This is a genomic window from Acidovorax sp. Root402, assembly GCF_001425125.1.
GTDB lineage: Bacteria > Pseudomonadota > Gammaproteobacteria > Burkholderiales > Burkholderiaceae_C > Acidovorax > Acidovorax delafieldii.
Map to the genome: position 1 here is coordinate 274,644 of NZ_LMDQ01000014.1, position 25,469 is coordinate 300,112.

At 66.6% G+C, this 25,469-nt stretch carries 24 protein-coding genes; 3 read left to right on the forward strand and 21 right to left on the reverse strand.

Translation table 11 applies throughout. The annotated features are described in order from the left end of the window. Window positions 1–121 precede the first annotated feature (121 nt). The 21 genes from ASC83_RS12460 to ASC83_RS12560 form a co-directional block, all read right to left on the reverse strand. Entirely contained in the window at window positions 122–583 is a 462-nt protein-coding gene (locus ASC83_RS12460) for a hypothetical protein (RefSeq protein WP_235509364.1), read from the reverse strand. 55 nt (window positions 584–638) lie between these two features. Beyond that, window positions 639–1,268 (reverse strand): DUF3299 domain-containing protein, encoded by a 630-nt coding sequence (locus ASC83_RS12465; RefSeq protein WP_056062833.1) that lies wholly within the window; start codon window positions 1,266–1,268, stop codon window positions 639–641. Window positions 1,269–1,309: 41 nt separating this feature from the next. After that, the gene (locus tag ASC83_RS12470; RefSeq protein WP_056062836.1) at window positions 1,310–1,561 is read right to left on the reverse strand and encodes a hypothetical protein; all 252 of its coding nucleotides are present in this window, start codon (window positions 1,559–1,561) and stop codon (window positions 1,310–1,312) included. Window positions 1,562–1,621: 60 nt separating this feature from the next. Next, on the reverse strand, window positions 1,622–2,860 hold the full coding sequence (locus ASC83_RS12475; RefSeq protein ID WP_056062839.1) for an FtsX-like permease family protein: 1,239 nt from the start codon (window positions 2,858–2,860) through the stop codon (window positions 1,622–1,624). Further along, a complete protein-coding gene (locus tag ASC83_RS12480) occupies window positions 2,857–3,540 on the reverse strand; it encodes an ABC transporter ATP-binding protein (RefSeq protein WP_056062842.1) in 684 nt (227 codons plus the stop codon). Before ASC83_RS12480 ends, ASC83_RS12475 begins: the two co-directional genes overlap by 4 nt. Next, window positions 3,537–3,962 carry a transcriptional repressor gene (locus ASC83_RS12485; protein WP_056062843.1) on the reverse strand — a complete coding sequence of 142 codons (426 nt, stop codon included), beginning with the start codon at window positions 3,960–3,962 and terminating at the stop codon, window positions 3,537–3,539. The genes ASC83_RS12480 and ASC83_RS12485 overlap by 4 nt, the downstream gene beginning before the upstream one ends. A gap of 210 nt (window positions 3,963–4,172) precedes the next feature. Continuing rightward, window positions 4,173–4,715 carry a peptide-methionine (S)-S-oxide reductase MsrA gene (msrA, locus tag ASC83_RS12490; protein WP_156379492.1) on the reverse strand — a complete coding sequence of 181 codons (543 nt, stop codon included), beginning with the start codon at window positions 4,713–4,715 and terminating at the stop codon, window positions 4,173–4,175. Window positions 4,716–4,918: 203 nt separating this feature from the next. Continuing rightward, on the reverse strand, window positions 4,919–5,782 hold the full coding sequence (locus ASC83_RS12495) for an oxaloacetate decarboxylase (protein WP_056062851.1): 864 nt from the start codon (window positions 5,780–5,782) through the stop codon (window positions 4,919–4,921). 4 nt (window positions 5,783–5,786) lie between these two features. Continuing rightward, window positions 5,787–7,199, reverse strand: a complete 1,413-nt coding sequence (locus tag ASC83_RS12500) for an FAD-dependent oxidoreductase (RefSeq protein ID WP_056062854.1) — start codon at window positions 7,197–7,199, stop codon at window positions 5,787–5,789. An 8-nt stretch (window positions 7,200–7,207) separates the two neighbouring features. Further along, the gene (locus ASC83_RS12505) at window positions 7,208–7,843 is read right to left on the reverse strand and encodes a cysteine hydrolase family protein (RefSeq protein WP_056062856.1); all 636 of its coding nucleotides are present in this window, start codon (window positions 7,841–7,843) and stop codon (window positions 7,208–7,210) included. After that, window positions 7,840–9,912: a hydantoinase/oxoprolinase family protein gene (locus ASC83_RS12510; protein ID WP_056062859.1), complete on the reverse strand. Its 2,073-nt coding sequence runs from the start codon at window positions 9,910–9,912 to the stop codon at window positions 7,840–7,842. Before ASC83_RS12510 ends, ASC83_RS12505 begins: the two co-directional genes overlap by 4 nt. Next, window positions 9,909–11,615: a hydantoinase B/oxoprolinase family protein gene (locus tag ASC83_RS12515; protein ID WP_056062862.1), complete on the reverse strand. Its 1,707-nt coding sequence runs from the start codon at window positions 11,613–11,615 to the stop codon at window positions 9,909–9,911. Before ASC83_RS12515 ends, ASC83_RS12510 begins: the two co-directional genes overlap by 4 nt. Further along, window positions 11,608–12,126: a 3-isopropylmalate dehydratase gene (locus ASC83_RS12520; RefSeq protein WP_056062865.1), complete on the reverse strand. Its 519-nt coding sequence runs from the start codon at window positions 12,124–12,126 to the stop codon at window positions 11,608–11,610. Before ASC83_RS12520 ends, ASC83_RS12515 begins: the two co-directional genes overlap by 8 nt. Window positions 12,127–12,265: 139 nt before the next feature. Continuing rightward, window positions 12,266–13,555 carry a 3-isopropylmalate dehydratase large subunit gene (locus ASC83_RS12525; protein WP_056062867.1) on the reverse strand — a complete coding sequence of 430 codons (1,290 nt, stop codon included), beginning with the start codon at window positions 13,553–13,555 and terminating at the stop codon, window positions 12,266–12,268. After that, window positions 13,552–14,514: a Bug family tripartite tricarboxylate transporter substrate binding protein gene (locus ASC83_RS12530; RefSeq protein ID WP_369816973.1), complete on the reverse strand. Its 963-nt coding sequence runs from the start codon at window positions 14,512–14,514 to the stop codon at window positions 13,552–13,554. Before ASC83_RS12530 ends, ASC83_RS12525 begins: the two co-directional genes overlap by 4 nt. An 84-nt stretch (window positions 14,515–14,598) precedes the next feature. Further along, complete coding sequence (locus tag ASC83_RS12535; protein WP_056062870.1) at window positions 14,599–15,336, reverse strand: ABC transporter ATP-binding protein; 738 nt, start codon at window positions 15,334–15,336, stop codon at window positions 14,599–14,601. After that, window positions 15,333–16,094, reverse strand: coding sequence for an ABC transporter ATP-binding protein (locus tag ASC83_RS12540; protein WP_056062872.1), 762 nt, complete (start codon window positions 16,092–16,094; stop codon window positions 15,333–15,335). Before ASC83_RS12540 ends, ASC83_RS12535 begins: the two co-directional genes overlap by 4 nt. Further along, window positions 16,084–17,055: a branched-chain amino acid ABC transporter permease gene (locus ASC83_RS12545; protein WP_056062874.1), complete on the reverse strand. Its 972-nt coding sequence runs from the start codon at window positions 17,053–17,055 to the stop codon at window positions 16,084–16,086. Before ASC83_RS12545 ends, ASC83_RS12540 begins: the two co-directional genes overlap by 11 nt. Then, entirely contained in the window at window positions 17,052–17,924 is an 873-nt protein-coding gene (locus tag ASC83_RS12550) for a branched-chain amino acid ABC transporter permease (RefSeq protein ID WP_056062878.1), read from the reverse strand. The genes ASC83_RS12545 and ASC83_RS12550 overlap by 4 nt, the downstream gene beginning before the upstream one ends. Window positions 17,925–18,020: 96 nt before the next feature. Then, window positions 18,021–19,223, reverse strand: coding sequence for an ABC transporter substrate-binding protein (locus ASC83_RS12555; protein WP_056062881.1), 1,203 nt, complete (start codon window positions 19,221–19,223; stop codon window positions 18,021–18,023). 47 nt (window positions 19,224–19,270) lie between these two features. Then, window positions 19,271–20,083 (reverse strand): GntR family transcriptional regulator, encoded by an 813-nt coding sequence (locus tag ASC83_RS12560; RefSeq protein WP_199737480.1) that lies wholly within the window; start codon window positions 20,081–20,083, stop codon window positions 19,271–19,273. A 241-nt stretch (window positions 20,084–20,324) separates the two neighbouring features. Here ASC83_RS12560 and ASC83_RS12565 point away from each other — a divergent pair, with 241 nt between their 5' ends. The 3 genes from ASC83_RS12565 to ASC83_RS12575 are packed head-to-tail and all read left to right on the forward strand — an operon-like array spanning window position 20,325 to window position 25,440. Next, on the forward strand, window positions 20,325–21,071 hold the full coding sequence (locus tag ASC83_RS12565) for a TetR/AcrR family transcriptional regulator (RefSeq protein ID WP_056062883.1): 747 nt from the start codon (window positions 20,325–20,327) through the stop codon (window positions 21,069–21,071). Window positions 21,072–21,073: 2 nt separating this feature from the next. Next, entirely contained in the window at window positions 21,074–22,243 is a 1,170-nt protein-coding gene (locus tag ASC83_RS12570) for an efflux RND transporter periplasmic adaptor subunit (RefSeq protein WP_056062885.1), read from the forward strand. A gap of 14 nt (window positions 22,244–22,257) precedes the next feature. Continuing rightward, on the forward strand, window positions 22,258–25,440 hold the full coding sequence (locus tag ASC83_RS12575) for an efflux RND transporter permease subunit (RefSeq protein ID WP_056062888.1): 3,183 nt from the start codon (window positions 22,258–22,260) through the stop codon (window positions 25,438–25,440). Window positions 25,441–25,469 lie beyond the last annotated feature (29 nt).

The following is a 25,469-nucleotide window of genomic DNA, read 5'->3' on the forward strand; positions in this document are numbered from 1 at the left end:
CCTGCATACAGCGGCTTGCATACCGCGCCCTGCGCCAGCAGGCACAACACCGCCGCGTTGCCCTGCAAAGCACACAGCGAGGACGCCGGCTGAGAAGGTGGGGCTGGAGGTGCGCTGCGCGTCAGGCGACCGGTGGGCCGCGCGCATGGAACAGCGCAATGTGGGGTGTGCTCGCCCGCCCTGCCGCATGCACGGCCGGCGGCAGCGGCGCATCGGCCGCAGGCAGCGCCAGCGGGGCGGCATGCAATGCGTCGCCCAGCGCCAGCTGGTCGAGCAACAGGCAGTCCACCGGCGCGTGGTGGGCCAGCAAATAGGGCAGCCACAGACCGTGGCCGAGTGTGGCAGCGGGGCGCACAGTGGGGGCCAGGTCCCACGCCGGCTGCCCGGGCAACGAAGAGGGCGCGGCCAGCACCCCGGCATGCGCCTGGTCCAGCGCGCCGCCGTGCACCACCTGGTGCAGCCGCCCCAGCGTGGGCACCACCACCAATGCCAGCAGCAGCCACGCCAACGCCATGCGCCGCACCGCTGCGCCGCGCAGGTCGGCCGACGGCAGGTGCAAAGGGCGAAGGAAGGCGCGGGTCACGTCAGGCAAAAAGGGAAAGGATTGCGGCAGAGGCTGCAGCGGCAAAAGCCGTGGATTATTTCACCGGCACCGCGTCCACCACGCGGTAGTACAGGCCATATTGATCATTGGGGAGCACGGTGAACTTGCCTTCCACCACCACGGGCTCCAGCGAATAGCGCACGGGTGTCTTGGCCTTGACCTCGACCATACTCTCGGGCCCGCCCGGCGTACAGAACGAGCAGGTCAGCGGCACGGAGGTGAGGATGAAGTGCGTCTGCGTCGGCTTGGCATCCAGCGGCACCATGAAGCCCTGAATGCGCTGCGTGGTCTTGTCCATGCCTTTCTGGGCATCGTTGAACACGGGCAGGATGCCGTCCTTGGTGGTCTTTTTGCTCAGGTCGGTCAGCACCGACCAGGGCACCACGTCGTTGCGCTGGGGCAGCGGGGCAATCGGGCTGTTGGGGCTGTGGTAGCCCGCACCCGACCCCGCTGGCACGACGGTGCCAGCGCCCGCAGGCAGGGGCGACGACAGCACTGGCGCTGCGGCCGCGCCTTCCTTGGCACGCTCAAAAGCGCCCGGCGCGGGCTTGGTGGCGCCGCCTTGCTGTGCGTGCGCACAGGTTGCCAGAACCAGCGTGGCGGCCAGACAAGCCACGCGAGCCATCAGGCCGGGGATGGGCAAGGGTTTCAAGGTGCAGGACATGGCGGGGACTCCGGGCGAACGAGCATCAAAAAAACAGGCGCTCAATGTGCGTGTTTCATGCCGCAGTATTTTCCAATGGCCAGGTTCTTGCACGCCGCCTGCAGGTCTTTCTGGCACTGGTCGTGGCCCTTGCCGGACTCCAGGCACTTGGCGGCGGCCTCGTGGGCGGCAGCCATGGCACGGTGGCGGGCGACGTCTTCCTGGGTGTCCTTGTCATTGTGGGCTTGCGCGTGGGCCAGGGCACCGGCGAGCAGCATGGGGGCCAGGGCGAGAGCAGCGAAAAGTTTTTTCATGGAAAGACTTTCAGGTTGAGTGGCTCGAGGGTTTATGGAGGTCAGAACTCGGGGGCCGCATCAGGGCTGGCTCAACAAGTCGGCCACATCGGTGCGGTAGGCCTGCATGGCCGGCAGCAGCGCCGCCAAGGCCGCCACGCCTGCGGCCAGCAGCGGCACCCCGGCTTCGGCGGGCAGCCAGATCCAGCCCGTCACCGGCAGCAAGCCCTGCGCCTGCAATGCCCAGCCCAAGGCCTGCGCCAGGCCGTGGCCCAGCAGCAGCCCCAGGATGGACGCGAGCGCGGCCAGCCACAGCGCCTCCCACAGCACCAGCCCGGCCACACGGCCCGGCGGCGCGCCCAGCATGCGCAGCATGGCCAGGTCGGCGCGGCGCTCGCGCACGGCATTCCACAGCGCGATGAACACGCTGAGCGCGGCCACGGCCAGCAGCACGCCGCCAAAGGCGCGCAGCACATCGGCACCCACGCCCAGCAGGCGCAGCAGGCGCGTGACCTCGATGGCGGGCGCCGCCGCCTGCATCGAGGTGCCGCCGTTGATCAGGCGTGGCAGCGTGATGGCCGCCATGGGCGTGCGGTAGCGCACCAGGGCCACGGTCACCTCACGCTCTTCCTTCATGATTTCCAGGTCCTCGGCATCGTTGGCCGTGGCGGTCTCGTGCACCATCCAGACGGATTCGGTGCTGGTCAGTATCAGCCGGTCCAGAACACAGCCGCAGGGCGCCAGCACCCCGCTCACACGGTAGGGGTGGTTGCCATGGGCGTGCCCTCCTCCACCCAGGCCGTGGCTGCCAATGAAGGTGGCCCCCACCAGCGGCGCGCCTTGATGGCTGGCTTTGACAATACCCCGCGCCACGCTCGCGCCCAGCACCGCGTCCATGGGCTGCTGCCACAGCGCGCCTTCGGCCAACTGGGCCTCATAGTGCGCCACGTAGTCGGGCGTGGTGCCCACGATGCGAAAGCCCTGGTAGCTGTCGCCCAGGCTCAGCGGGATGACCTGCGCCACCAGCGGGTTCTTCTGCAGCGCCTGCACCTCTTGCAGCGGGATGTTGCCCGTGGGCACGTCGATGTGGAACACGCCCGCCAGGATCAGCTGCAACGGGCTGCCCTTGGCGCCCACCACCAGGTCGATGCCACTCAGGTCGCGCTCGAACGCCTTGTCGAGCTGCGTGGCCACCAGCAGCACCAAAGTGATGGCGGCCAGGCCCAGCGTGAGAACCAGCAGGTTGAGCACGGCGGCCAGCGGGCGGGACCACAGGTAGCGCCAGGACAGGCGGGCGAGTTTGAATACTCCTGAATTCATAGCTGCTCAGGCATATTCAACCAGCGCTCCGTGCCGATTTCATTCAAATTGAGGGTCTGGACACCTGCCAGGGCGGACACCACACGCTGGTCATGCGTGGCAATCACCAGGCTGGCATCGCAGGCAGCGGCGCTGTGCTGCAGCAGGGCCAATGCATCGGCCGCCGCCTCGTCGTCCAGACTGGCCGTGGGCTCGTCAGCCAGCAGCACCTGCGGCGCCAGCAGCACGGCCCGCGCCAGCGCCACGCGCTGCGCCTGCCCACCGGAGAGCTGGTGCGGCTTGCGGGCGGCCAGTTCGGCCACGCCCACTTGGGTGAGTGCGCGGTGAATGGCCGCATCGTCACGCGGCAGCCCGGCTGCAAAGTACGCCAGCGCCAGGTTGTCCGCCACGGTGAGTGCGCTGCTGAGGTACAGCTTTTGCGGCAGAAAGCCGATGTTGCGCGCGCGCCAGGCATCGATCTCGGCCCCCCGCTGCGTGCCCAGCTGGGTGCCCGCCACAAATAGGTCGCCACCACTGGCACCGCGCAGGCCGGCCATCAGCGCCAGCCAGGTGGACTTGCCGGTGCCCGAGCGCCCGCGCAGCAGCAGCGTGCCGCCCTGGCGCAGGTCCACATCCGGAAAGCGCAGCGGCGCGGCGCCACCCGTGGCATAGGTGTAGGAAAGCCCCCGGGTGCGGATCATGCGGCAGCACCCTCTGCCGGGTGCGCGCAGTCGGCACAGCGCCCGTGCACGGCAACGTCCACTGCCAGACTCTCATGCCCCGCAGTGGCCAGCGCCTGCAACACCTGCTGGAGCGCCTTTTGCACCTTGGCAGAACCCTGCGACAGGCGAAACTGGCGGTGGCAGTCGTCGCATTCAAACCGCGGTGCCGCGCCCTCCTCCCCCTGTGGGGCCAACGCGTAGCGCGTCACGCGGCCGGCATCGATCTGCTTGTGCAGCAGCCCTGCGGCAGCAAAACGGTCAAGCAGGCGGTAGACCGTGACCTTGTTGACCGCAACGCCCGCTGCAGCCAGGGCCGCCTCGACCTCGGGCTCTGACAGGACCGCGTCCGGCCGGGCTTCGTACACTGCCGCCAACGCCCGTGTGGCGCGGGTGGCGCGCATTCCGACTGGGAGGGACCAGGGCTGGATGCCGTGTGCGTGTGGAAGAGGCGGTGCGGACATGGGTGGCGCGTACGAACGGTGCATAACGCAATCGGGTTGCATTATGCCTGCCTGCGGCCTCGCTCTGAGCGAATTTGCTCCCTCCAAGCATTGAGCCCAAAGCGCAAGACCCGGATCCCGCCCCTTTTGGCAGCTGCTAGCGCGTCAGCGTCAGCCCTTCAAATACCGCGCAAACGTCTTGCGAAACTTCTCCACCTTCGGCCCCACCACAAACGCGCAATACCCCGCGTTGGGGTGGTTGGCAAAGTAGTCCTGGTGGTAGGCCTCGGCCGGGCTGTAGTTCGAAAGCGGCTTCACCTCGGTGGTGATAGGCGCGCCAAACAGCTTGTCTTGCGACATCTGGCGGATCATGGCGTTGGCAATCTCGCCGTGCTCGGGGTTGTCGTAGTAGATGCCGCTGCGGTACTGCGTGCCCACGTCGTTGCCCTGGCGGTTGAGGGTGGTCGGGTCGTGGGTGTGGAAGAAGATTTCCAGGATTTCTTCCAGGCTGATCTCGTCGGCGTCGAACGTCAGCCGCACCACCTCGGCGTGGCCGGTGTCGCCCTGGCAGATCTGCTCGTAGGTGGGATTGATGGTGTGGCCGTTGGTGTAGCCGCTTTCCACGTCGGTGATGCCGCGCACGCGGTCGAACACGGCTTCGGTGCACCAGAAGCAGCCGCCGCCGAGGGTGATGATTTGTTGGTTATTGGCCATGTGGGTCTCCATGCAGTTCGGGGGAAGAGCGTTGGCGGCATGGTACGCGCCCTCACCCGCCGCAGTGCGGGCGGGGGCATTGGGTCTGTGCGGCTTGGCGGCTATTCCGTTTCCAAATCATTCGTGTCTAGGCGCGAAGCCGCAGACAGTGCTGCAGCACGGCAAGGCGAAGCAACAACGACACGGATGATTTAGAAGCGGAATTACTCGTACTGGCGACCCTGGGCCATCAGCTCGGGCGTACCGATCAGCGCATTCAGGCCGTCAAAGTCCATCATCTGGTCCTTGAAGGGCGCGGTGGTCTGGTGCGTGTGCAGGCTGGCGTAGTAGCCCTGCAGCGTGTGCGCCACGGCGCGGGCGGTGCCGCCGGGGAAGATCACGATGCGAAAGCCGCGCTGCTGCAGCTCGGCCGCGCTCTGGATCGGTGTCTTGCCGCCTTCGACCATGTTGGCCAGCAGCGGGATGCGGTGGGCAAAGCGCTGGCAGGCCGCGTCCATCTGCTCGGGGGTGCGCAGGGCTTCGATGAAAAGCGCATCCACACCACATTCCAGGTACGCCTCGGCACGGTCGAAGGCGGCGTCGATGCCCTCCACGGCCAGCGCGTCGGTGCGGGCCAGGATCAGCGTGTGGGCGCTGCGGCGCGCGTCCAGCGCAGCGTGGAGCTTGCCGCACATCTCGCCCGCCGGGACCACCGTCTTGCCGTCCAGGTGGCCGCAGCGCTTGGGAAATCCCTGGTCCTCGATCTGCACCATGGCGGCGCCCGCACGCTCAAAGCCGCGCACGGTGCGCTGGGTGTTGAGTGCGTTGCCAAAGCCGGTGTCGGCATCGACGATGACCGGCGTGCGCACGCGCTCGGTGATGCGTGCCAGGGTGTCTTCCACCTCGGTGTAGGTGGTCAGGCCCACGTCAGAGCGGCCCAGGCGGGTGTAGGCAATCGATGCGCCTGAGAGGTACAGCGCCTCGAAGCCCGCCTGCTGGGCCACCAGGGCGCTCAGGGCGTCGTAGACGCCGGGGGCCAGGATGGCGCGGGGTTCATGGAGGCGTTCTTTGAACGATGAAGGGGTCATGTCTTCAAACTTTCTGACGGTTCAGCCCGGCCGCCGTGTTCGCAGCGATGTAGCCACCGGCCACGGCGCTGAGCAGGCCGTTGCCGGAGAGATAACCCCACACCGCATCGCCCGACACGCCACGGGCCGCGCCGCCTGCGGCCAAAAGATTGGGGAATGGCTGGCCGGTCTGCATCAGCACGCGGCACTGGGCGTCGATGTCCAGCCCGCCTTGGGTGTGGAACAGCGCGCCGGTCACCTTGACCGCGCAGAACGGCGCCTGCAATGGGCGGGCAAACACACGTCGGTTGTGGTCGTTCTGGCCGCTAGCGCTAGTGGTACTTGCCAGGGTTGCTATCAATTTTGATTCATTGCAGCCGATCAATGCCGCCAGCGCCTGCACGCTGTCACAGTGCTTTACCGCGCCGGCTGCCTCGGCATCGACAAAGTCCGGAAATCCACGCGCCAGTGCGAGGATGGGCGCATCGAACACATTCCACGCCACGCCGCCCGGTTGCGCCAGCACATGCACCGACGCCTCGGAGTAGCCCTGCGTCTCGTCGTGAAAGCGCTCGCCCAGCGCATTGACCTGGATGCCGCCTTCCATCATCAGCGCCCACGAGATCAGCGCGCCCTGCGGAATGGCCCAGGAGCCGTGGCCCTGGTAGCCGCCCAGGTCCGCCAGCCGTGCGCCCAGCGCCTGGCCCCAGGCGATGGCGCTACCGTCGTTGCCTGTGTGGCCGGCGAACAGGGCGTCGCGCATCTCGGGCAGCAGCTCGCGCACCATGGACGGGTTGCCGCCAAAGCCGTTGCAGGCCAGGATGAGTGCGTCGCAGGCCAGGTGCTCCAGGGTGCCATCAGGCCGCTCGTAGCCCACGCCGGTCACGCGCTGCTGGGCATTGACCCACAGCTCGCGCACGGTGGCTTCGGTGATGAGGGGAATGTCCACCGCCGTCACCGCGTTGGCCAGGCGGCCCATCAGGCCCACGCCGGTTTTCTCGGGCGTGGCGTGCATGCGGCGCACGCTGTGGCCGGGGTACAAAAATCCATCGAGCACCTGCCACTGCAGACCATGGCGCGCTTGCAGTGCATCGAGCGCCGGGCCGATGGCCTGGACATAGGCCTGCACCAAATGGGGCGCTGCCCTGCCCTTGGCCTTGGCGCTGATGTCGGCGGCAAACCGCTCCGGGCTGTCATCAATGCCCGCCGCGCGCTGGGCCTGCGTGCCGGGCGCGGGGATAAAGCCGGATGAGAGGGCCGAAGAGCCCAGAGGCGTGGCATCGCGCTCCAGCACCGCGCAGTCCACACCGGCGTCGTGCAGCATCAGCGCCGCCGTGAGGCCACAGGCGCCGCCGCCCACGATGAGCACGGGCACATGCGCGTCTTGCGCCACGGTGCCGGGCATGTGCTCGGCATGGCAGATGCGGGGGGTGCTCATGGGCGCATTCATGCGGAAGGGGCGGCCACAGTGGCAGCAAAGTCGGCGCAGGTCAGCACCTGGGCCACGTTGGCCATGTCGGCCACCGAGGTGTCGTGCACTGCCTGCTTGAAGGCCGCGCAGCCGTCGGACAACACCAGCGTCTGGTAGTCGCGCATGTGCGCATCGCGCACCGTGCTGGCCACACCCCCGTTGGTGACGATGCCGCACACGGCCACGGTGGTGATGCCCGCGCGGCGCAGCACCCAGTCCAGCTGGGTGTTGAAGAAAGCCGAATACGCCACCTTGCACACCGACACGTCCACCCACGGTGCGATCTCGGCCACATGCGCCTGGCCTGTGCTGCCGGGCTCAAAGTCGCCGCGCCGCAGAAACGGGCGCAGAGCCTTGAGGTGCGGCGACACCATGGGGTCGCCCTGCGCATCGGGCCACAGGGTGAACTGGCTGCCCACCACCATGCCGCCCGCCGCCTTGAGTGCCTTGGCCACTGCTGCCACCCGGGGTGGCAAGGCCTGGGCGGCAGCGCTCACCGCGCCACCGCGCGCGTAGGCGCCGTCCGGGGCCAAAAAGTCGTTTTGCAAGTCGATGATGACCAGCGCCGTGTGGCGCGGGTTGATGCTCAGGTTAGGTGCGCCGTGGCTCATGCTGCGCCCTCCCCGCCGGCCCGCACCAGCAGATTGCCCAGCGGGTCCACCGTGGCGCTGAAGCCAGGCTCCAGCCACACCGTGGTGTCGGGCTGCTCCAGGATGGCGGGGCCGTCGATGCGGGTGCCAACGGGCAGGTCCAGCCGCGCGTGGCGCGCGGCGTCCCACCAGCGGCCGGCGTGGAACACGCGCTGCACGCCCAGCGACGGGTTCACGGTGGTGGCCTGCGGTGCCAGCACCGTCAGGTCGAACTTGGGGCGCACGCCCACGCGGGCATAGCGCAGGTTCATCACCCGCACGGCAATGCCGTCAAGCACACGGCCAAAAGCGGCGCGGTAGGCGGTCTCGAACGCGGCGCGGATGCCTTCGTGGCTCAGCGCATCAGCCGCCACGGGCACCTGCACGGTGTGGGTCTGCCCAGCGTAGAGCATGTCCAGCGCAATGATTTCCTGCACTTCCACAAACTTCACGCCCGCCGAATCCAGGCGCTGCTGGCAGGTGGCTGCGAGTGTGGCCACCCGTTGGCGAAGGTCGGCCACGTCCAGGTCGGCCAGGGGCTTGTTCAGCGTCTGCACCGCGTCGTGGCGCATGTCAGCCATCACACAGCCCAGGGCGGAGGTGACGCCGGGGTAGCGCGGCACGATGCCCGTGCCCACGCCCACCTCGCGCATCATGGCGCACACATGCAGTGCGCCGCCGCCGCCAAAGGGCATGTAGGCGAACTGGCGCGGGTCGTGCCCGCGCTCGATGGACACCACGCGCACGGCACCCGCCATCTTGGCGTTGGCCACCGTGAGGATGGCTTCGGCGGCTGCCATCACATCCAGGCCCAGGGGTCGGGCCACATGGGTCTCGATGGCGTCGCGCGACTTTTGCGCGTCCATGGCGGCCAGCAGGCCACCGCCAAGGGGCCGGTCGGCGGCGATACGGCCCAGCAGCACGTTGGCATCCGTCACCGTGGGGCGCGTGTTGCCTCGACCGTAGCAGGCGGGGCCAGGGATGCTGCCTGCCGACTCGGGGCCCACCTGCAGCATGCCGCTGGCGTCCACCGAGGCAATGGAGCCACCACCCGCGCCGATGGTCTCGATCTGGATCATGGGCGAGCGCACCACCATGCCAAATTCAATGGCCGTCTGTGCGGCCAACGCCGCCTCGCCCTTGGCCACCAGCGACACGTCGAACGAGGTGCCGCCCATATCGCCCGTGATCACATCGGGGAAGCCTGCCGCACGCGCAATGGCCGCGCAGGCAATCACGCCCGCAGCAGGGCCCGAGAGCGCGGTGCGCACCGGCACATCGCAGGCCGTCTGGCGCGACATCACGCCGCCGTTGCTTTGCACGATGAGCAGCTCGCCGCCAAAGCCCTGCGTGCGCAGGTCGCCTTCGAGCCGCTCCAGGTAGCTGCCCACTACGGGCTGCAAGGCGGCGTTGAGCGTGGCCGTGGAGCAGCGCTCGAACTCGCGGATCTCGGGCAGCACCTCACTGGCGGCCGTCACATGCGGGTTGGGCCACACGCTGCGCACGGCGGCCACGGCGGCCTGCTCGTTGGTGGGGTTGGCGTAGGTGTTGATGAAGAACACGCAGACGGCCTCGCAGCCCGCCTCCAGCAGCGCGCGCGCCTGGGCCTTGACCTGCTCGATGTCTACCGGGGTGTGCACCGTGCCATCGGCCAGCACGCGCTCGTCCACCTCCAGCCGCAGGTTGCGCGGCACGATGGGCTCGAAGCTGCCGCGCAGGCCCCAGGTCTGCGGCCGGTCGCGGCGGCGCATCTCCAGCACGTCGCGAAAGCCGCGGGTGGTGATGATGCCGGTGCGTGCCACCTTGCGCTCCAGCAGCGCATTGGTGCCCACGGTGGTGCCGTGCACGATGGTGGCGATCTGCGCGGCCGAGTCGGCCACGCGCGCCACGCCGTTCATGAAACCGCGCGCCTCCTCGCCCCGGGTGCTGGGCACCTTGACGATGCGGGCGCTGCCATCGCGCTCGTCCAGTACAAACAGGTCGGTGAACGTGCCGCCCACGTCCACACCCACCACATACGAAGCCTGATCCGAAACCTTGCCGCTGCTCATGCCTTGCCTTTCGCTGTGGCGGGGGCAGTGACGTAGCCCATCGCCAAATCCTTATCACGCGCTGCTGCGGCCCGTGCGGCCGGCACACCGTAGCCACCGCCACCGGGGGTTTCCAGCCGCACGCGCTCGCCCTGCTTCAGGCGGATGCCGATCATCTTGGAGCGCATGGGTGGCTGCTTCCATTCACTATTGTTTTCATAGCTGAAGACGTTCATGGAACCGGCGCTACCGCCCGAAATGCCTTGGGGTGCGGCCTTGCCGCGCTCGCCAAAAATGAACACCTCGGCGTCCTGCTCCAGCAGCTCGATTTCATAGATCGCACCCAAGCCGCCGCGGTGCTCGCCATCACCGCCCGAATCAGGGCGCAGCGCCCATTGCGTAAAGCGCACAGGGTACGCAGCCTCCAGAATTTCGAGCGGCGGGATGGTGGCGGTGGAGATGGGCGCATTGCCATGGCTCAGGCCATCGCCATCGCTGTGCCCGCCGTGGCCGCCGCCAAAGAAGCTGAACATGACCCATCGCTGACCCTTGCGCGCGGCGTCGGTGCGCAGCCCGGCGATGGACAGCGCGTTGATGGTGCCGTAGGCCTGGGCCATGGCGCGCTTGGGGTCGGCCTGCGCTGTGGCGCTGAAGATCACATCGATCATGCGCAAGATGGTCTCGGTGTACCCACCCACAGGGCGCGGCCGTGCGGCGCTGATGACCAGCCCCTCGGGCAATACAAAGTCCACCGCGTCCAGCACACCGGCATTGGCAGGCACATCGGGAAACAAATGCTTGAGCGCCACGTAGCACGCCGCAATCGCCGTGGCGCGCGAAATATTGACCGGCCCGGCGCATTGCGGCGAGGTGCGCGAAAAGTCGAGCGTGAGGCGCTCGCCCTGCACCGTCATGTCGAGGGCGATGGTCAGCGCCTCATCCTTCACGCCGTCGTTGTCCAGGATGTCGCTGAAGCTGTAGCGCCCGTCGGGCAGCGCCGCGATGTGCGATTGCATGAGCTTGACGGCGCGCGTGCGCAGCTCGCCCATGGCCTGTTGCACCAGGGCGTCACCGTATTGGTCCAGCAGGTCGTGCAGGCGCCGCTCGCCCAGGTCCAGCGCGGCCAGCTGACCGTTCAGGTCGCCCCACAGGCTGTCGGGCAGGCGGGTGTTGGCCTTGAGGATGGCGAGCACATCGTCATCGAACACGCCGCTACGCACGATGCGCACGGGCGGAATTTGCACGGCCTCTTGCCAACATTCGGTAGCGGCCGGGTTGTAGTTGCCGGGCACATTGCCGCCTACGTCGTGCCAATGCGCGGCCGATGCCAGAAAGCAGTACAGCGTGCCACCGCGAAAGAAGGGACGCACCAGCTTGAAGTCATTGGCGTGTGTGCCGCCTTCGTAGGGGTCGTTGAACAGCCAGGTGTCGCCCGCTGTGATGCCACCTCGCTCGCCCGCTGCCCGCATGGCAGCACGCACGGCGAAAGCCATCGCCCCCACAAACACGGGCAGGCCCGATTTGCCCTGCACCAGCGTGTCGCCACTGATGGCGTCGTACAGGCCGTGGCAGGCATCGTGCGCCTCGGCAATGATGGGGTTGAACGCGCTGCGGTACAGCGTGGCGTCCATCTCGTCCGCGATCTGCTCCAGGCGGCCGCGCAAGACGGCCAGGGTGACAGGGTCCATCGAGGGCGGTGCGGTGGTGGTGTTGTGTTCAGCCATTGAGGGCCTCCTTGCCAAAGCGGGTGCGCAGCTGGTTCAGCAGACCGCCAGCGCGCACCATGTCCATGAGAAACGGGGGAATCGGATCGCAGGCCAGCGCGCGGCCCTGGGGGGAGATGACAGCGGGCGCTTGCCAGTCGAGCGTGACGGCATCGCCGTCACCCAGCGCACCCAGTGCATCGGCCTCGGCGCAGGTCAGCAGCAGCAGGCCCAGGTTGAAGGCGTTGCGAAAGTACAGGCCGCTGAACGACGGCGCGATGACCGCCACAATGCCCAGCCGCACCAGCACCGCAGCCGCCTGCTCGCGCGAGGAGCCAATGCCGAAGTTGGGCCCGGCCACGATCACGTCGCCCTTGCGCACGCCGCCCACGAAATCTGGCCGCACCGATTCGAGGCAGTGGCGCGCCAGCACGTCCAGGCCGTGCTTCATGGCATGGCCGGGGGCGAGTACATCCGTGTCGATGTCAGCGCCAAGGCGCCATACCCTGTGAATATTCGTCATTTCGTTCATCCAACGCGCTGTGTATGAAACCGGCAAGGCCCAGACCAGTGCCACCGTGGAACTGGCTTTGCCAGGCCTCCGGTGGCGTCCCCCTCCCGCGCAGCGAGAGAGGGGGAAGGCGCGAAGCGACTCAGGGGGGGAATCATGCTCATGCGAGCACCTCGCGGGGGTCGGTGATGAAGCCCCGCAGGGCCGAGGCCGCCACGGTGTAGGGCGATGCCAGGTACACCTGCGCGGTGGCCGAGCCCATGCGGCCCTTGAAGTTGCGCGCGGTGCTGGAGATGACCGTGGTGTTATCGCCCACCGTGTCGCCATAGCCGGCGCAGGCACCGCAAGTGGTAGGGAACAGTTCGGCCCCCGCGTCCTGCAGCACCTGCAGAACGCCCTCGTCGCGCGCAGCGGCCTGGTCCTGCTGGCTGGCAGGGGCCACCATCAGGCGCACTCCACTGGCCACGCGTTTGCCACGCAGCACCGAGGCGGCAGCGCGCAGGTCGTCCAGCTTGGCGCCCGTGCAGGCGCCGATGTAGGCCACGTCGATGCCCTGCCCTGCGTGCTGTGCCACGGGGGCGGCGTTGGCCGGGCTGTGGGGCGCGGCGACCTGCGGCGTGAGCGTGCTGGCGTCGAAGGTGTGGCGCGTGAGGGCTGCGCCTTCATCCGTGCGCCAGGCATCCAGCCCCTGAAGGTCTGCGTCGGGCACTCCCGCCGCCCGCAACCACTCGCGTGTGGTGGCGTCGGGGGCAATCAGCCCGGCCTGGGCGCCCAGCTCGGCGCTCATGTTCGAGAGCGTCATGCGTTCCTGCATGCCCAGCGCCTGCACGGCGGGGCCGGCAAACTCCACGGCCTGGTACTGCCCGCCGTTCATACCAAAACGGCCAATCATGTGCAGCATCATGTCTTTGGCCGTCACGCCCTGGGCCAGCTGTCCGCTCCAATGCATCTGCAGGGTGTGGGGCACGCGCAGCCAGATTTCGCCGGTCACCACCACGCCCAACATCTCGGTGCTGCCGATGCCAAACATGTAGGCACCAAAAGCACCGCCCGTGGGCGAATGCGAGTCGCCGCCCACGCAGAACATGCCGGGGCGGATATGTCCGTGCTGGGGCACCACCACATGGCAGATGCCCTGGCCGTCATACACATGGGGCAAAGCCTGCTCGCGCGCCCAGTCGCGGGCGATGCGCACGATGCGGCGGGATTCTTCGTCGCGCTCGGGCAGGTAGTGGTCCATGACAAGGACCACGCGCGATTTGTCCCAGATCTGCGCGCCCAGTTCGTCGAGCATGGGCTTGAGGCGCCGGGGGCCGGACGAGTCGTGGAACATGGCGAGATCCACCCGGCAGTTCACGATTTCACCGGGTGTGACGCTGGCGCGGCCGCTGGCGCGGGCCACCAGCTTCTGGGCCAGGGTGCTGGCCACAACATCAGGGGTGGCGGTCATTCGGGTTTGGCTCCGGCAAACTTCACCACCTTGGCCCAGCGCGGGATTTCAGCCTGCACAAAGCGCGCAAACTCGTCCGGGCTGTTGCCCACGGGCACGGCACCCTCCAGCTCCAGGCGCTTTTTCACGTCGGGGGTGGCAATGGCCTGGCGTGCGGCATCGCTCAGGCGCTTGGCCAGCTCGGGGTTCATCTGCCCCGGGCCAAACAGGCCAAACCAGGCGCTGGATTCGTAGCCCGGCAGCACCTCAGCAATCGCAGGCACATCCGGAAAGGCGGGCAGGCGCTTGGCACTGGTCACGCCCAACGCCTTGAGCTTGCCCGCGCGGATCTGCGCCTGTGCATTGCCCACGGCGGCGAACATCAGGTCGACCTGCCCGGCCAGCACATCCTGCAACGCTGGCGCAGTGCCCCGGTACGGAATGTTGACGATGTAGGCGCCCGACTGCATCTTGAAGGCATCGCCCGCCAGATGCAGCGATGAACCCACCGCGCCAATCGCAAAGTTGAGCTTGCCAGGCTTGGCCTTGGCCAGTGCGATCAGCTCACGCACATCTTTGGCAGGCAGCGTGGGGTGGGCCACCAGCACCGAGGGCGAGGTGGCCACACAGGTCAGCGGGGTGAAGTCCTTGACAGGGTCGAACGGCAGCGAGGGGTAAAGGCTGGCGTTGATGGCATGGCTGGTGAAGCTCATGAGCAGCGTGTTGCCATCGGGTGCGGCTTTGGCCACCGCGTCGGCGGCAATGTTGCCGCCCGCACCGGGCCGGTTCTCGACGATCACGGTGCGGCCCAGCAGGCGGCCCATTTCGATGGACAGGGTGCGCGCCAGGGTGTCGGTGGAGCCGCCGGCCGGGGCGCCAACCAGGATGCGGATGGGCGCGGACTGGGCAAAGGCCCGCCCGCCCATCAGCACGGCCGGCACAGGGGCAAGAGCTTGGAGGATTCTGCGGCGTTGGATCATGGTGTGGTGTCTCCTTCTTCAGTCACAGCGCAGGCATCACCGTGCCTTGGTCAAACGGGATGGCACGGGCGAGGAGCATGGGATTCAAAGGCCCAGATAGGCGCGGCGCAGGTCGTCGCTGCGCAGCAGTTCGTCGGGCGCGCCAGAAAAGCGGATGCTGCCGTTTTCCATCACGTAGGCACGGTCCGCAATCTCCAGCGACTGGCCCACGTTCTGCTCGACCAGCAACACTGCCAGCCCGGTGGCACGCAGCTGGCGAATCAGGCCGAACATCTCCTCGACCAGCAAGGGCGACAGGCCCAGCGAGGGCTCGTCCAGGATCAGCAGGCGGGGTTCGGCCATCAGGCCCCGGCCAATGGCCAGCATCTGCTGCTCGCCGCCGCTCATGGTGCCCGCGAGCTGGGTGGTGCGCTCCTTCAGGCGCGGAAAGGTGGCAAACACCTTGTCGATGTTGTCGGCTCGGCGCTCCCGCGCGCGGGTGAAGCTGCCCAGCGAGAGGTTTTCGAGCACGCTGAGGTTCGGGAAAATCTTGCGCCCTTCGGGCACCTGGATCAGCCCGGCCTTGACGACCTCGGTGTAGTGCGCGCCGCTCAGGTCCGCGCCGCCAAAAGCGACAGTACCGTCCCAGGCCTTGTAAATGCCACACACGACGTTGTTGAAGGTGGATTTGCCCGCACCGTTGCTGCCCAGCAGGGCCACGGTCTCGCCGGGCTGGACCTGCAGGTCCACACCCCGCAGGACCTCGACGCGGCCGTAGCCGCCACGCAAGCCCGCCACGCTGAGCAAGGGGCTGGATGCGGACGATGGGACGGCGCTGCTCATGTGGCCTCCTTCGCTGCAGCGGCACGCAGGCGCGCCGCCGTGCCGTGGCCCAGGTAGGCCTCGATCACGCGCTCGTCGGACGTCACCACGCCCGGGCTGCCCTCGGCAATCAACTGGCCCTGCGCCAGCACCCACACATGCTCGGCCAGGTTCATCACGGCCTGCATCACGTGCTCGATCATCAACACGGTCACGCCACCATCGGCGATGCCGCGCACCACGGGAATCATCTCGGCAATCTCCTGGGGGTTGAGGCCCGCCAGCACTTCATCGAGCAGCAGCAGGCGCGGTTGCGTCGCCAGCGCGCGCGCCAGCTCCAGCCGCTTGCGGCCCGCCACCGTGAGGTCGGCTGCAGGCTTGTCCAGCTGGGGCGAAAGGCCCACGCGAGCGGCCACGTCGCTGGCCAATGCCAGCGCCGCGCGGCGGTTGGGCTCCTTGAGGTGCACGCCCACAGCAATGTTTTCACGCACGGTTTGTGCCGCAAACGGCTGCACGATCTGGAAGGTGCGCGTCATGCCCAGCCGGGCATTGAGGTGGGGCGCCTGGGCGGTGATGTCCTGGCCTGCGAAGCGCACCGTGCCTGCGTCGGGCCGTACAAAGCCCGACATCAGGGCAAACAGCGTGGTCTTGCCTGCGCCATTCGGGCCAATCAGCGCCGTTAACGAACCTTCTGGCACCGCCAGGCTCACGTTTTGCACGGCTTTCAGGCCGCCGAAGGATTTGCTCAGGCCACTGAGCTGCAACAGGTCATTGGCCATGGCGGCCTCCCGAACGTTTCCACATCGCCACCACCGACTGCCCAATGCCTGCGATACCACGCGGCAGGAACATCACGATGAGCACCAGCACCACGCCGTAGATCACCATGTTGATGCCCGGCAGCTGCCCGAACAGGTTGCGCGTGATGTCGGCCAGGATGTGCAGCACCAGGGCGCCCAGCACGGGCCCCCAAACGGTGCCGATGCCGCCCACGATGGCGGCCACCAGGGCTTCCACCGACGTGACGGAGCCGTAGGCAATGCCCGGGTCGATGTACTGGAACACCTGCACATAAAACGCACCGGCTGCGCCCATGAAACCGCCCGACAGTGCGATGGCGCCCATCTTCACGTTGAAAGGATTCACGCCAATGGCGCGCGCCGCGTCTTCGTTGTCGCGCACGGCCTGCAGCCAGGCGCCAAAGCGCGAGTTCTTGAGCCACCAGCTCACGAGCAGCGCCAGCGTGACCAGCGCCAGGATCAGAAACACATAGCCCTTGCGCGATCCGAACTGCATGTTGCCCAGAGATTCCTTGAGCGGCAGCATCAGGCCCACACCCGCCCCGGTGAACGGCACCGACAGCGCCAGGATGCGGAACACCTCGGCAAAGGCCAGTGTGACCAGCGCAAAGTACGAACCCTTGAGCCCGTAGCGGAACGACAGCCCGCCCACGAACAACCCCACCAGCGCACTGCCCGCCACGGCCATGGGCAAAGCCACCCAGGGGTTGATGCCGCCTTGCATCTGCGCAATGGCCTGGATGTACGCCCCCGTGCCAAAGAACAGTGCATGGCCGAACGAGAACTGCCCGCCAAAGCCGCCCAGAATGTTCCATGCCTGGGCCAGCAAGGCAGCGTAGAGCGCCATCATCACAAAGTTGAGCAGCACACCGGAGTCCGACACGCCCGTCACGGCCGCGACGATGGCCGCGAACACTCCAATGGTCCAGAGTTGCTTCATGCCTTGGCTCCAAACAAGCCCTGCGGGCGGAACAGCAACACCGCGATGAAGATGGCAAAGATGCCGATCTGCCCCAGCGATTCGCCCAGATACAGGCCGCCCAGCGACTCCACCACCCCAATCAGCAGCCCTCCCACCAGCGCGCCACTAAAGCTGCCCATGCCGCCCAGCACCACGATGGTGAAAGCCACCAGCACAAAGCCGCTGCCCACCTGTGGATTCACGTAGTAAGCCGGCAGCAGGAAGCACGCGGCCGCCCCCAGGCAAGCCAGGCCGATGCCAAAGCTCATCGCGTACACGTGGTCCACGTTGATGCCCATGAGCTTGGCGCCATGCTTTTCCTTGGCCACAGCACGGATGGCGCGGCCAAGGTCGGTCTTGCCGACGATCCAGAGCAACACACCCGACACCACCAGCGCCCCGGCGAAGGCCACCAGCTTCGGGAGCGCAATCATGGCGGGGCCTACAGCGACGGTGGTCAGCGTGTAGGCCGTTTCGATGGTGCGCGTGTCGGACTTGAAGAACAGCAGGGCGAGGTTCTCCATCACGATGGAGATGCCCAGCGTGACCAGCAGGATGTTCTCGTCCTTGCCGTGGCTTGCGCGGTTGATCACCAGGCGCTGCAGGCCATAGCCCAGGGCGAACATGCCAGGCACCAGGATGGGCAGCGCCAGGTAGGGGTCGAGCCCGAAGTGCTGCTTGAGCAGGTACACGGCGTACAGCGCCAACATCAGCGACGCGCCATGCGCGAAGTTGATGATGTGCAGCACGCCGTAGATCAGCGTGAGCCCGAGCGCGATCAGGGCATAGACCGCGCCCGTCGTCAGGCCGTTCAGGAGGGAGGGAAAGAGGATGCTGAGCTCGAACATGGGTGTGGAGTCCGGCGTTCAGGCAAAGGCGCGGCCTGGCGCTCCGCGTGGGAGCGCCCCGCAGCCCCTGCATTCAGGGCCGAAAAGTGGTGGGTGTCAGGCCTTCAGCGGGAAGAGCGGGTCCGCTTCGCGATAGTCGCGCGGGATGATGACCTTGATGTCCTTGTTCAGCACCTGGGTCATGAGCGGCTGGGCACCCTGGTTCTGTCCATTGACGAATTTGGTCGGGCCATACGGCATGATGTGATCGGCAAAGGTGCTCTTTTCCAGTGCGTCGATGAGGGCGGCACGGTCCATTGACTTGGCGCGCTCCAGCGCATCGGCCAGCAGCCACATCGAGGTGTAGGTCATGAACAGCTCGTAGCTGAAGAACAGGCCCTTGGCCTCGACCCGCTTCTTCAGGTCCTGCGCGCGCTTGTCCTTGGGGTTGAACCAGTGGTTGCAGTCGATGATGCCGTTGGCAGCGTCCGGAAACTCCTTGACGAACTTGTAGCTCGACGCGGCGCCGCCCAGCACCGAGTAGATGGCCTTGGGCGTGACCTTTTGCTGCTGCATGGTGCGCACCAGCAATGCGTATTCGTTGTAATAGTTGGCGGGGATGACGATGTCGGGGTTGATCGCCTTCATGCGCAGCACGATGTTGTTGAAGTCGCGCGTGGGGTTGGCGTGCTTGACGACTTCCTTGACCTCGTAGCCGTAGCCGGGCAGCTCTCGCGCCAGCAGTTGCGCAGTGCCGGTGCCAAACAGCGATTCTTCATGGATGATCATCACTGTTTTGGCGGGCTTGCCTGCCGCCGTGTTCAGCACATGCAGGTTGGCCACGGCGGTCTCGGCGCATTTCTTGTAGCCGGGGCCAAAGCGGAAGGTGTTCTTGAGGCCGCGCTCCACAATCTGGTCGGCCACGCCCACATCCACGATATGCGGCAGGTTGTACTTGGCGGCGGCCTGCGTAGTGGCCAGGCAGATGGCCGAGGCAAACGCCCCCACCACGGCGGACACGCCCGCTTCATTCATCTTCTCGACCTCGGCGGCACCGGCCTGAGGCTGCGACTGCGCATCGCCCAGCAGGGCTTCGAGCTTGGCGCCGCCCAGAGCCTTGATGCCACCAGCCTTGTTGATGTCTCCAATGGCCATCATCGCGCCTTCGCGGCATTGCTGGCCCGAATAGGCCAGTGCGCCGGTCACCGGGTGCAGCACCCCCACCTTGACGGACTTGGCCTGCGCCCCGCCCACCAGTGGGAAGGCCAGCGCCGACGCGGCGGCAGCCGACTGGGACATGAAATGGCGGCGAGTACTCATGGGCATTCTCCTGGCAGGTGGGTCGGGTTGAGGTTGGGGGAACGGATTCAGTGGAACTGGGCCGACAGCTCTTTGCTGACCCAGACCTTGGCGTCGATGCTGCCCACACGGGACAGCTGCATTTCGTATTCGTAGCGGTCCGGCCGGTAGAGGCCGTGCAGCCACTGCACAGGGCGCTCCTGGTCGTCGTAGATGAGACGGCGCACAGCCAGCAGTGCCGAGCCCACCGAGACATCCAGGTGCCGGGCCACGACAGCGTCAGCCAGCTTGGCCGAGATGGTTTGGTGCGCGCGGCCCACTTTGACGCCCGACTCTTCGAGCAGCACCAGGATGGGCTTGCGCGCCAGCTCGCGCCGTCCGAACTGGCGGGCAATGTCGGCGGGCACATAGGTGGTGATATGGGACAGCGGCCCCTCTTTGGTGCTGCGCACCCGGACCGCCTTTTGCACGGCGTCGCCCACTGCAATATTCAGTGCACCGGCCACGGCACGCGATGCTGTGACCGTATCGACATCCAGCACCTTGACCGAGGTGCGCAGGCCCATGCTGACCAGGTTCTCCAGCAGGCCGGTGAGATGCGCGCGGCTGCTTTCGCCCTCACCGCCCGCGCCATTGGCGGTGGCTGGGGCGGGAGCCAAAGGGCGGGTGCCCCGGCCGGGCTCGCGGGAGATCATGCCCTCGCCTTCCAGCAGCTCCAGCGCGCGGCGCACCGTGACACGCGCCACCGCGAACTGCCGCATCAGCGCCAGTTCGCCCGGCAGACCATCGGCAAACCGCCCCTCTTGCAACTGCTCCCGCAGCACCAGATAGATCTGGTGGTACTTGGGGAGCGGCAGATTGTTGGACGGCATGGAGGTCATATTAGGAATAGTTCTAATGTCCTGTCAATAAGACATTTAGGAGCGAAATTTGTCTTGCTGCAGACATTTGCGGCACCGGTGCACTGCACCGAGTGCACGCAACCACCGTGCCAGCAAGGAGAGATGTGCACCGCAGCAATGCGAAACGGCGCGCTTTTTGGCGGCATATGACAAGGCCGCATTGACGCGCCCACAGGCACTGGCTACATTACTAACCAGTCAGTCATTAAAAATAGCCGGTTTGACCACTCCCCCCCCACCCTCCTCTGCCACGACCAGCACCAAACGCGAGCGCCGCAAGGAAGCCCGCCCGGGAGAGCTGCTGGAGGCTGCCCTCGACCTGTTCGTCGAGAAGGGGTTTGCCGCCACACGGGTGGATGAGGTGGCGGCGCGCGCAGGGGTATCCAAGGGCACACTGTTTCTGTACTTCCCCAGCAAGGAAGAGCTCTTCAAGGCGGTGGTGCGCGAAAACATCGCCGGCCGCTTTGCCGAGTGGAACAGCGAGCTGGAGACCTTTGTGGGAACCACCAGCGAGGTCCTGCGCTATTGCTACCAGATCTGGTGGGAACGCATCGGGTGCACCAAGGCCTCAGGCATTACCAAGCTCATGCTCAGCGAGGCGCAGAACTTCCCCGAGATTGCGCAGTTCTACCAGCACGAAGTCATCCTGCCCGGCCAGGCGCTGATTCGCCGCATCCTGGAGCGTGGCATTGCGCGGGGCGAATTCCGCCCCGTGAACCTCGACTACGCCGTGTACCTGGTGCTGGCCCCCATGATCTTCCTCATGATGTGGAAGCACTCTGTGGGCGCCTGCGTGCCTGATGCCCAGGAGCTGACACCTGAGCAATACATCGAGACGCAGATCGACAACATCCTGCACGGCCTGTGTGTGCGCTCGGAGGCGCCTGCAGCTTCCGGCGCGGCAGGCACATTGCCGTCTGACAAGCCGTCCCCTCCCCCTTCTTTCACGCGCTCGCGCACACCCTGACCATGAAACGCTGGATTCCCTGGATGGCTGCGGCCGTCGTTGTCGTGCTGCTCGGTGGCGGTGTCTGGCGTGCCATGGCGGCGCGGCAGGCGCAGCAAAAGGCTTTGGCCGAGGCGTCCACACAACGGGCCGAGGCACCGCTGCAACTGGCGGCCGACGAAGTGATCACCGTGCAATCGTCCCAACTCTCTCTGGGGGTACCGGTATCAGGCTCGTTGCGTGCCGTGGACTCGGCCATGGTCAAGGCACGCGTGGCCGGCGAGCTGCAGGGCCTGACTTTACGTGAGGGCGACAGCGTCAAGGCGGGACAGGAAGTGGCACGCATCGACCCGACCGAAGCCCGTGCACGCCTGCGCCAGGCCCAGCAGCAGGCCGATGCAGCAAAATCGCAGGTGGACATCAACCAGCGGCAGTACAACAACAACCGTGCACTGGTAGACCAGGGCTTTATCTCTGCCACGGCGCTGGTCACCTCGCAAGCCAGCCTGGAAGCGGCCCAATCCAGCTACCAGGCCGCCGTATCGGCCGCCGACGTCGCCCGCAAGGCGCTGGAAGACACCGTCCTCAAAAGCCCCATCAGCGGCCTGGTGGCGCAGCGGCTGGCCCAGCCGGGAGAGCGGGTGCCCATCGACGCCCGCATCATCGAAGTGGTGGACCTCTCCCGCCTGGAACTCGAAGCGCTGCTCACCCCGGCTGACTCCGTCGGCGTGCGTGTGGGTCAGAAGGCCCAGCTCACGGTCGAAGGCGCCTCGGCGCCGGTACAAGCCACCGTCGTGCGCATCAACCCCAGCGCCCAGGCGGGCAGCCGCACCGTGCCAGTCTATTTGCGGGTGGACCAGGCACCCCACAACGCAAGCCTGCGCCAGGGCCTGTTTGTGCAAGGCCTTCTGGCCACCGGCAGTGCGCAGGTACTGACCGTTCCATTGGATGCCGTGCGCACCGACAAACCGGCACCCTATCTCCAGACGATCAAGGAGGGCCGCGTGGCCTATGCGCCGGTACAGACGGGAGCGCGCGCCGTGGTCAATGGGCAGACCCTGGTCGCGGTGGACGGCGTACCCGTGGGCACGACGGTCATTGCAGGCCGCATGGGTTCGCTGCGCGAGGGCACGCCCGTGGCGGCGGCAGCTGCTGCGCCGCAAGCCGTTCCCGCCTCGCGCACTGCGCCCTGACCAGCTGACGCGCCATGTGGTTCACCAAAGTCAGTCTTAAAAACCCCGTGTTCGCCACGATGGTGATGCTCGCCATCGTCGTGCTGGGCCTGTTCTCGTACCAGCGCCTCAAAGTCGATCAGTTTCCGAACATCGACTTCCCGGTGGTGGTGGTCACCGTGGACTACCCCGGTGCGTCGCCTGAAATCGTCGAGAGCGAGGTCACCAAGAAGATCGAGGAAGGTGTCAACTCGATTGCGGGCATCAACGCCCTCACCTCGCGCAGCTATGAGGGCACGGCGGTTGTCATCATCGAGTTCCAGCTCCACATCGACGGCCGCAAGGCCGCCGAGGATGTGCGCGAAAAGGTCGCCACCGTGCGCCCCTTGCTGCGCACCGAGGTCAAGGAGCCACGCGTGCTGCGTTTTGACCCCGCCAGCCGCGCCGTATGGTCGCTGGCCGTGTTGCCCGACGAAAAATCGGGTCGCAGCGCGGTGGAACTGACCACCTGGGCCGAGCAGATCCTGAAGAAGCGCCTGGAAAACGTGCGCGGCGTGGGCGCGGTGAACCTGGTGGGTGCTACCAAGCGCGAAATCAACATCTACCTCAACCCGCAGGCCCTGGAAGCCTTTGGCGTGACCCCCGACCAGGTGGCCAATGCCGTGCGCAACGAGAACCAGGACCTTCCCGTGGGTGCGATCCGCTCGCTGGCGCAGGAGCGCGTGGTGCAGATCGACGCGCGCATGGAGCGGCCCGAGGATTTCGGCAAGATCATCGTGGCCCGCAAGAACGGGGCGCCGGTGCGCCTGGACCAGGTGGCCCGCGTGAACGACGGCGCGCAGGAAGTGGAAAGCCTGGCGCTCTACAACGGCCAGCGCACGCTGCTGCTGTCGGTGCAAAAATCGCAGGGCGAGAACACCATTGAGGTGGTCGATGGCCTGAACGCCGCCGTGGTGGAACTGAAGAACCAGCTGCCACCCGGGGTGCGGCTCGAAACCATTGGCGATAGCGCCCGCCCGATCCGCGTGGCGGTCAACAATGTGCGACAGACGCTGATCGAGGGGGCCATCCTCACGGTGCTCATCGTCTTTCTGTTCCTGAACTCCTGGCGCTCCACTGTGATCACCGGGTTGACGCTGCCCATCGCGCTGATCGGCACGTTCCTGTTCATGAACATGTTTGGCTTCACCATCAACATGATCACGCTCATGGCACTGAGCCTGTGCGTGGGGCTGCTGATCGACGACGCCATCGTGGTGCGCGAGAACATCGTGCGCCACGTGCAGATGGGCAAAGGCGCCTACGCGGCTGCCATGGACGGCACGCAGGAGATCGGCCTGGCGGTGCTGGCCACCACGCTGTCCATCGTGGCAGTGTTCATGCCCATCGGCTTCATGGGCGGGATCATCGGCAAGTTTTTCCACGAGTTCGGCATCACCATCGTCGCGGCGGTGATGATTTCGATGTTTGTGAGCTTCACGCTCGACCCGATGCTGTCGAGCATCTGGCACGACCCGAGCATTCATGCGCACGGCCAAAAGACGGCGCCCGTCACCTTCTACGACAAGACCATTGGCCGCGTCACCGGCTGGTTTGACCGCGCCACCGATGCGCTGGCAGAGGGCTATCAGCACATCCTGCGGTGGTCGCTGGTGCACAAGCTGGCCACCATGGTCATCGCCCTGGCGGTGTTCGTGCTGAGCGTGGTCATGGTGCCGCTGCTGGGCACCGAGTTTGTGCCCAAGGCCGATTTTTCAGAGACCTCCCTCAATTTCTACACCCCCGTGGGTTCGTCGCTCGAGGCCACCGAGGCCAAGGCCAGGCAGGTGGAAGGCATCCTGCGCGAGATGCCCGAAGTGCGCTACACACTGGCCACCATCAACACCGGCAACGCCCAGGGCAAGATGTACGCCAGCATCTACGTGCGGCTGGTAGACCGCAAGGACCGCAGCCGCAGCGTGGACCAGATGTCCGACGTGCTGCGCGAGCGCCTCAAGACCGTGCCCGGCATCACCGTGACCCATGTGGGCCTGCTGGACGCGGTGGGCGGCCAGAAGCAGGTGGAGTTCTCGCTGCAGGGGCCCGACCTGCGCGAACTGGAGCGCCTGACCAAAATCGTCACCGAGAAGATCCGCGGCATCCCCGGCCTCGTGGACCTTGACACCAGCGCCAAGCCTGACAAGCCCGTGATTGCGCTGGATGTGAAGCGTGAAGTGGCGTCGGACCTGGGCCTGTCGGTGGCGCCCATGGCGGCCTCGCTGCGCACGCTGGTGGCAGGCACCACGGTGGGCAACTGGCGTGCGCCCGACGACCAGACCTATGACGTGAATGTGCGCCTGGCCCCCGAGGCGCGCACCACCCCGGCCGACCTGGAGCGCCTGCCCTTTGCCCTGGCCGCCACCGACGGTACGACCCGCATCGTGCGCCTGAACCAGGTCGCCAGCGTCACAGAATCCACCGGCGCCAACCAGATCAACCGCCGCGACCTGACCCGCGAAGTGGCGGTGAACGCCAACGTGTCCCAACGCTCGGCCGGTGAAGTGTCGAACGACATCAAGAAGGCGCTGGAGACCGTGACCTTCCCGCCGGGTTACCGCTACCAGTTTGGCGGCTCCACCAAGAACATGGCCGAATCGTTTGGCTATGCCATCTCGGCACTGGCCATGGCCATCATCTTCATCTACATGATCCTGGCGAGCCAGTTCAAGAGCTTTTTGCAGCCGCTGGCGCTCATGACCTCGCTGCCACTCACGCTGATCGGTGTGGTGCTGGCGCTGCTGATGTTCCGCTCCACGCTGTCGATGTTCTCCATCATCGGCGTGGTCATGCTGATGGGGCTGGTGACCAAGAACGCCATCCTGCTGGTGGACTTTGCGATCCGTGCCCGCGAGGAACACGTGAATGACCAGGGCCAGACCGTGCCCGGCCTGCCCCGCGCTGACGCGCTGCTGCTGGCCGCCCGGGTGCGGCTGCGCCCCATCCTCATGACCACGCTGGCCATGATTTTTGGCATGGTGCCATTGGCGTTCGCGTTGTCCGAAGGGTCAGAGCAGCGCGCGCCCATGGGCCAGGCCGTGATCGGCGGGGTCATTACCTCTTCTCTCTTGACCCTGGTGGTGGTGCCAGTGGTGTATTGCTACATGGACGACTTGGCGCAGTGGGCGCTTCGCAAGATGGGACGCGCCCCGGCAGCGCCTAAAATCGAAGGTTTGTCCTGATCGCCCCGATCGGCCTTGCATCTGCCCCA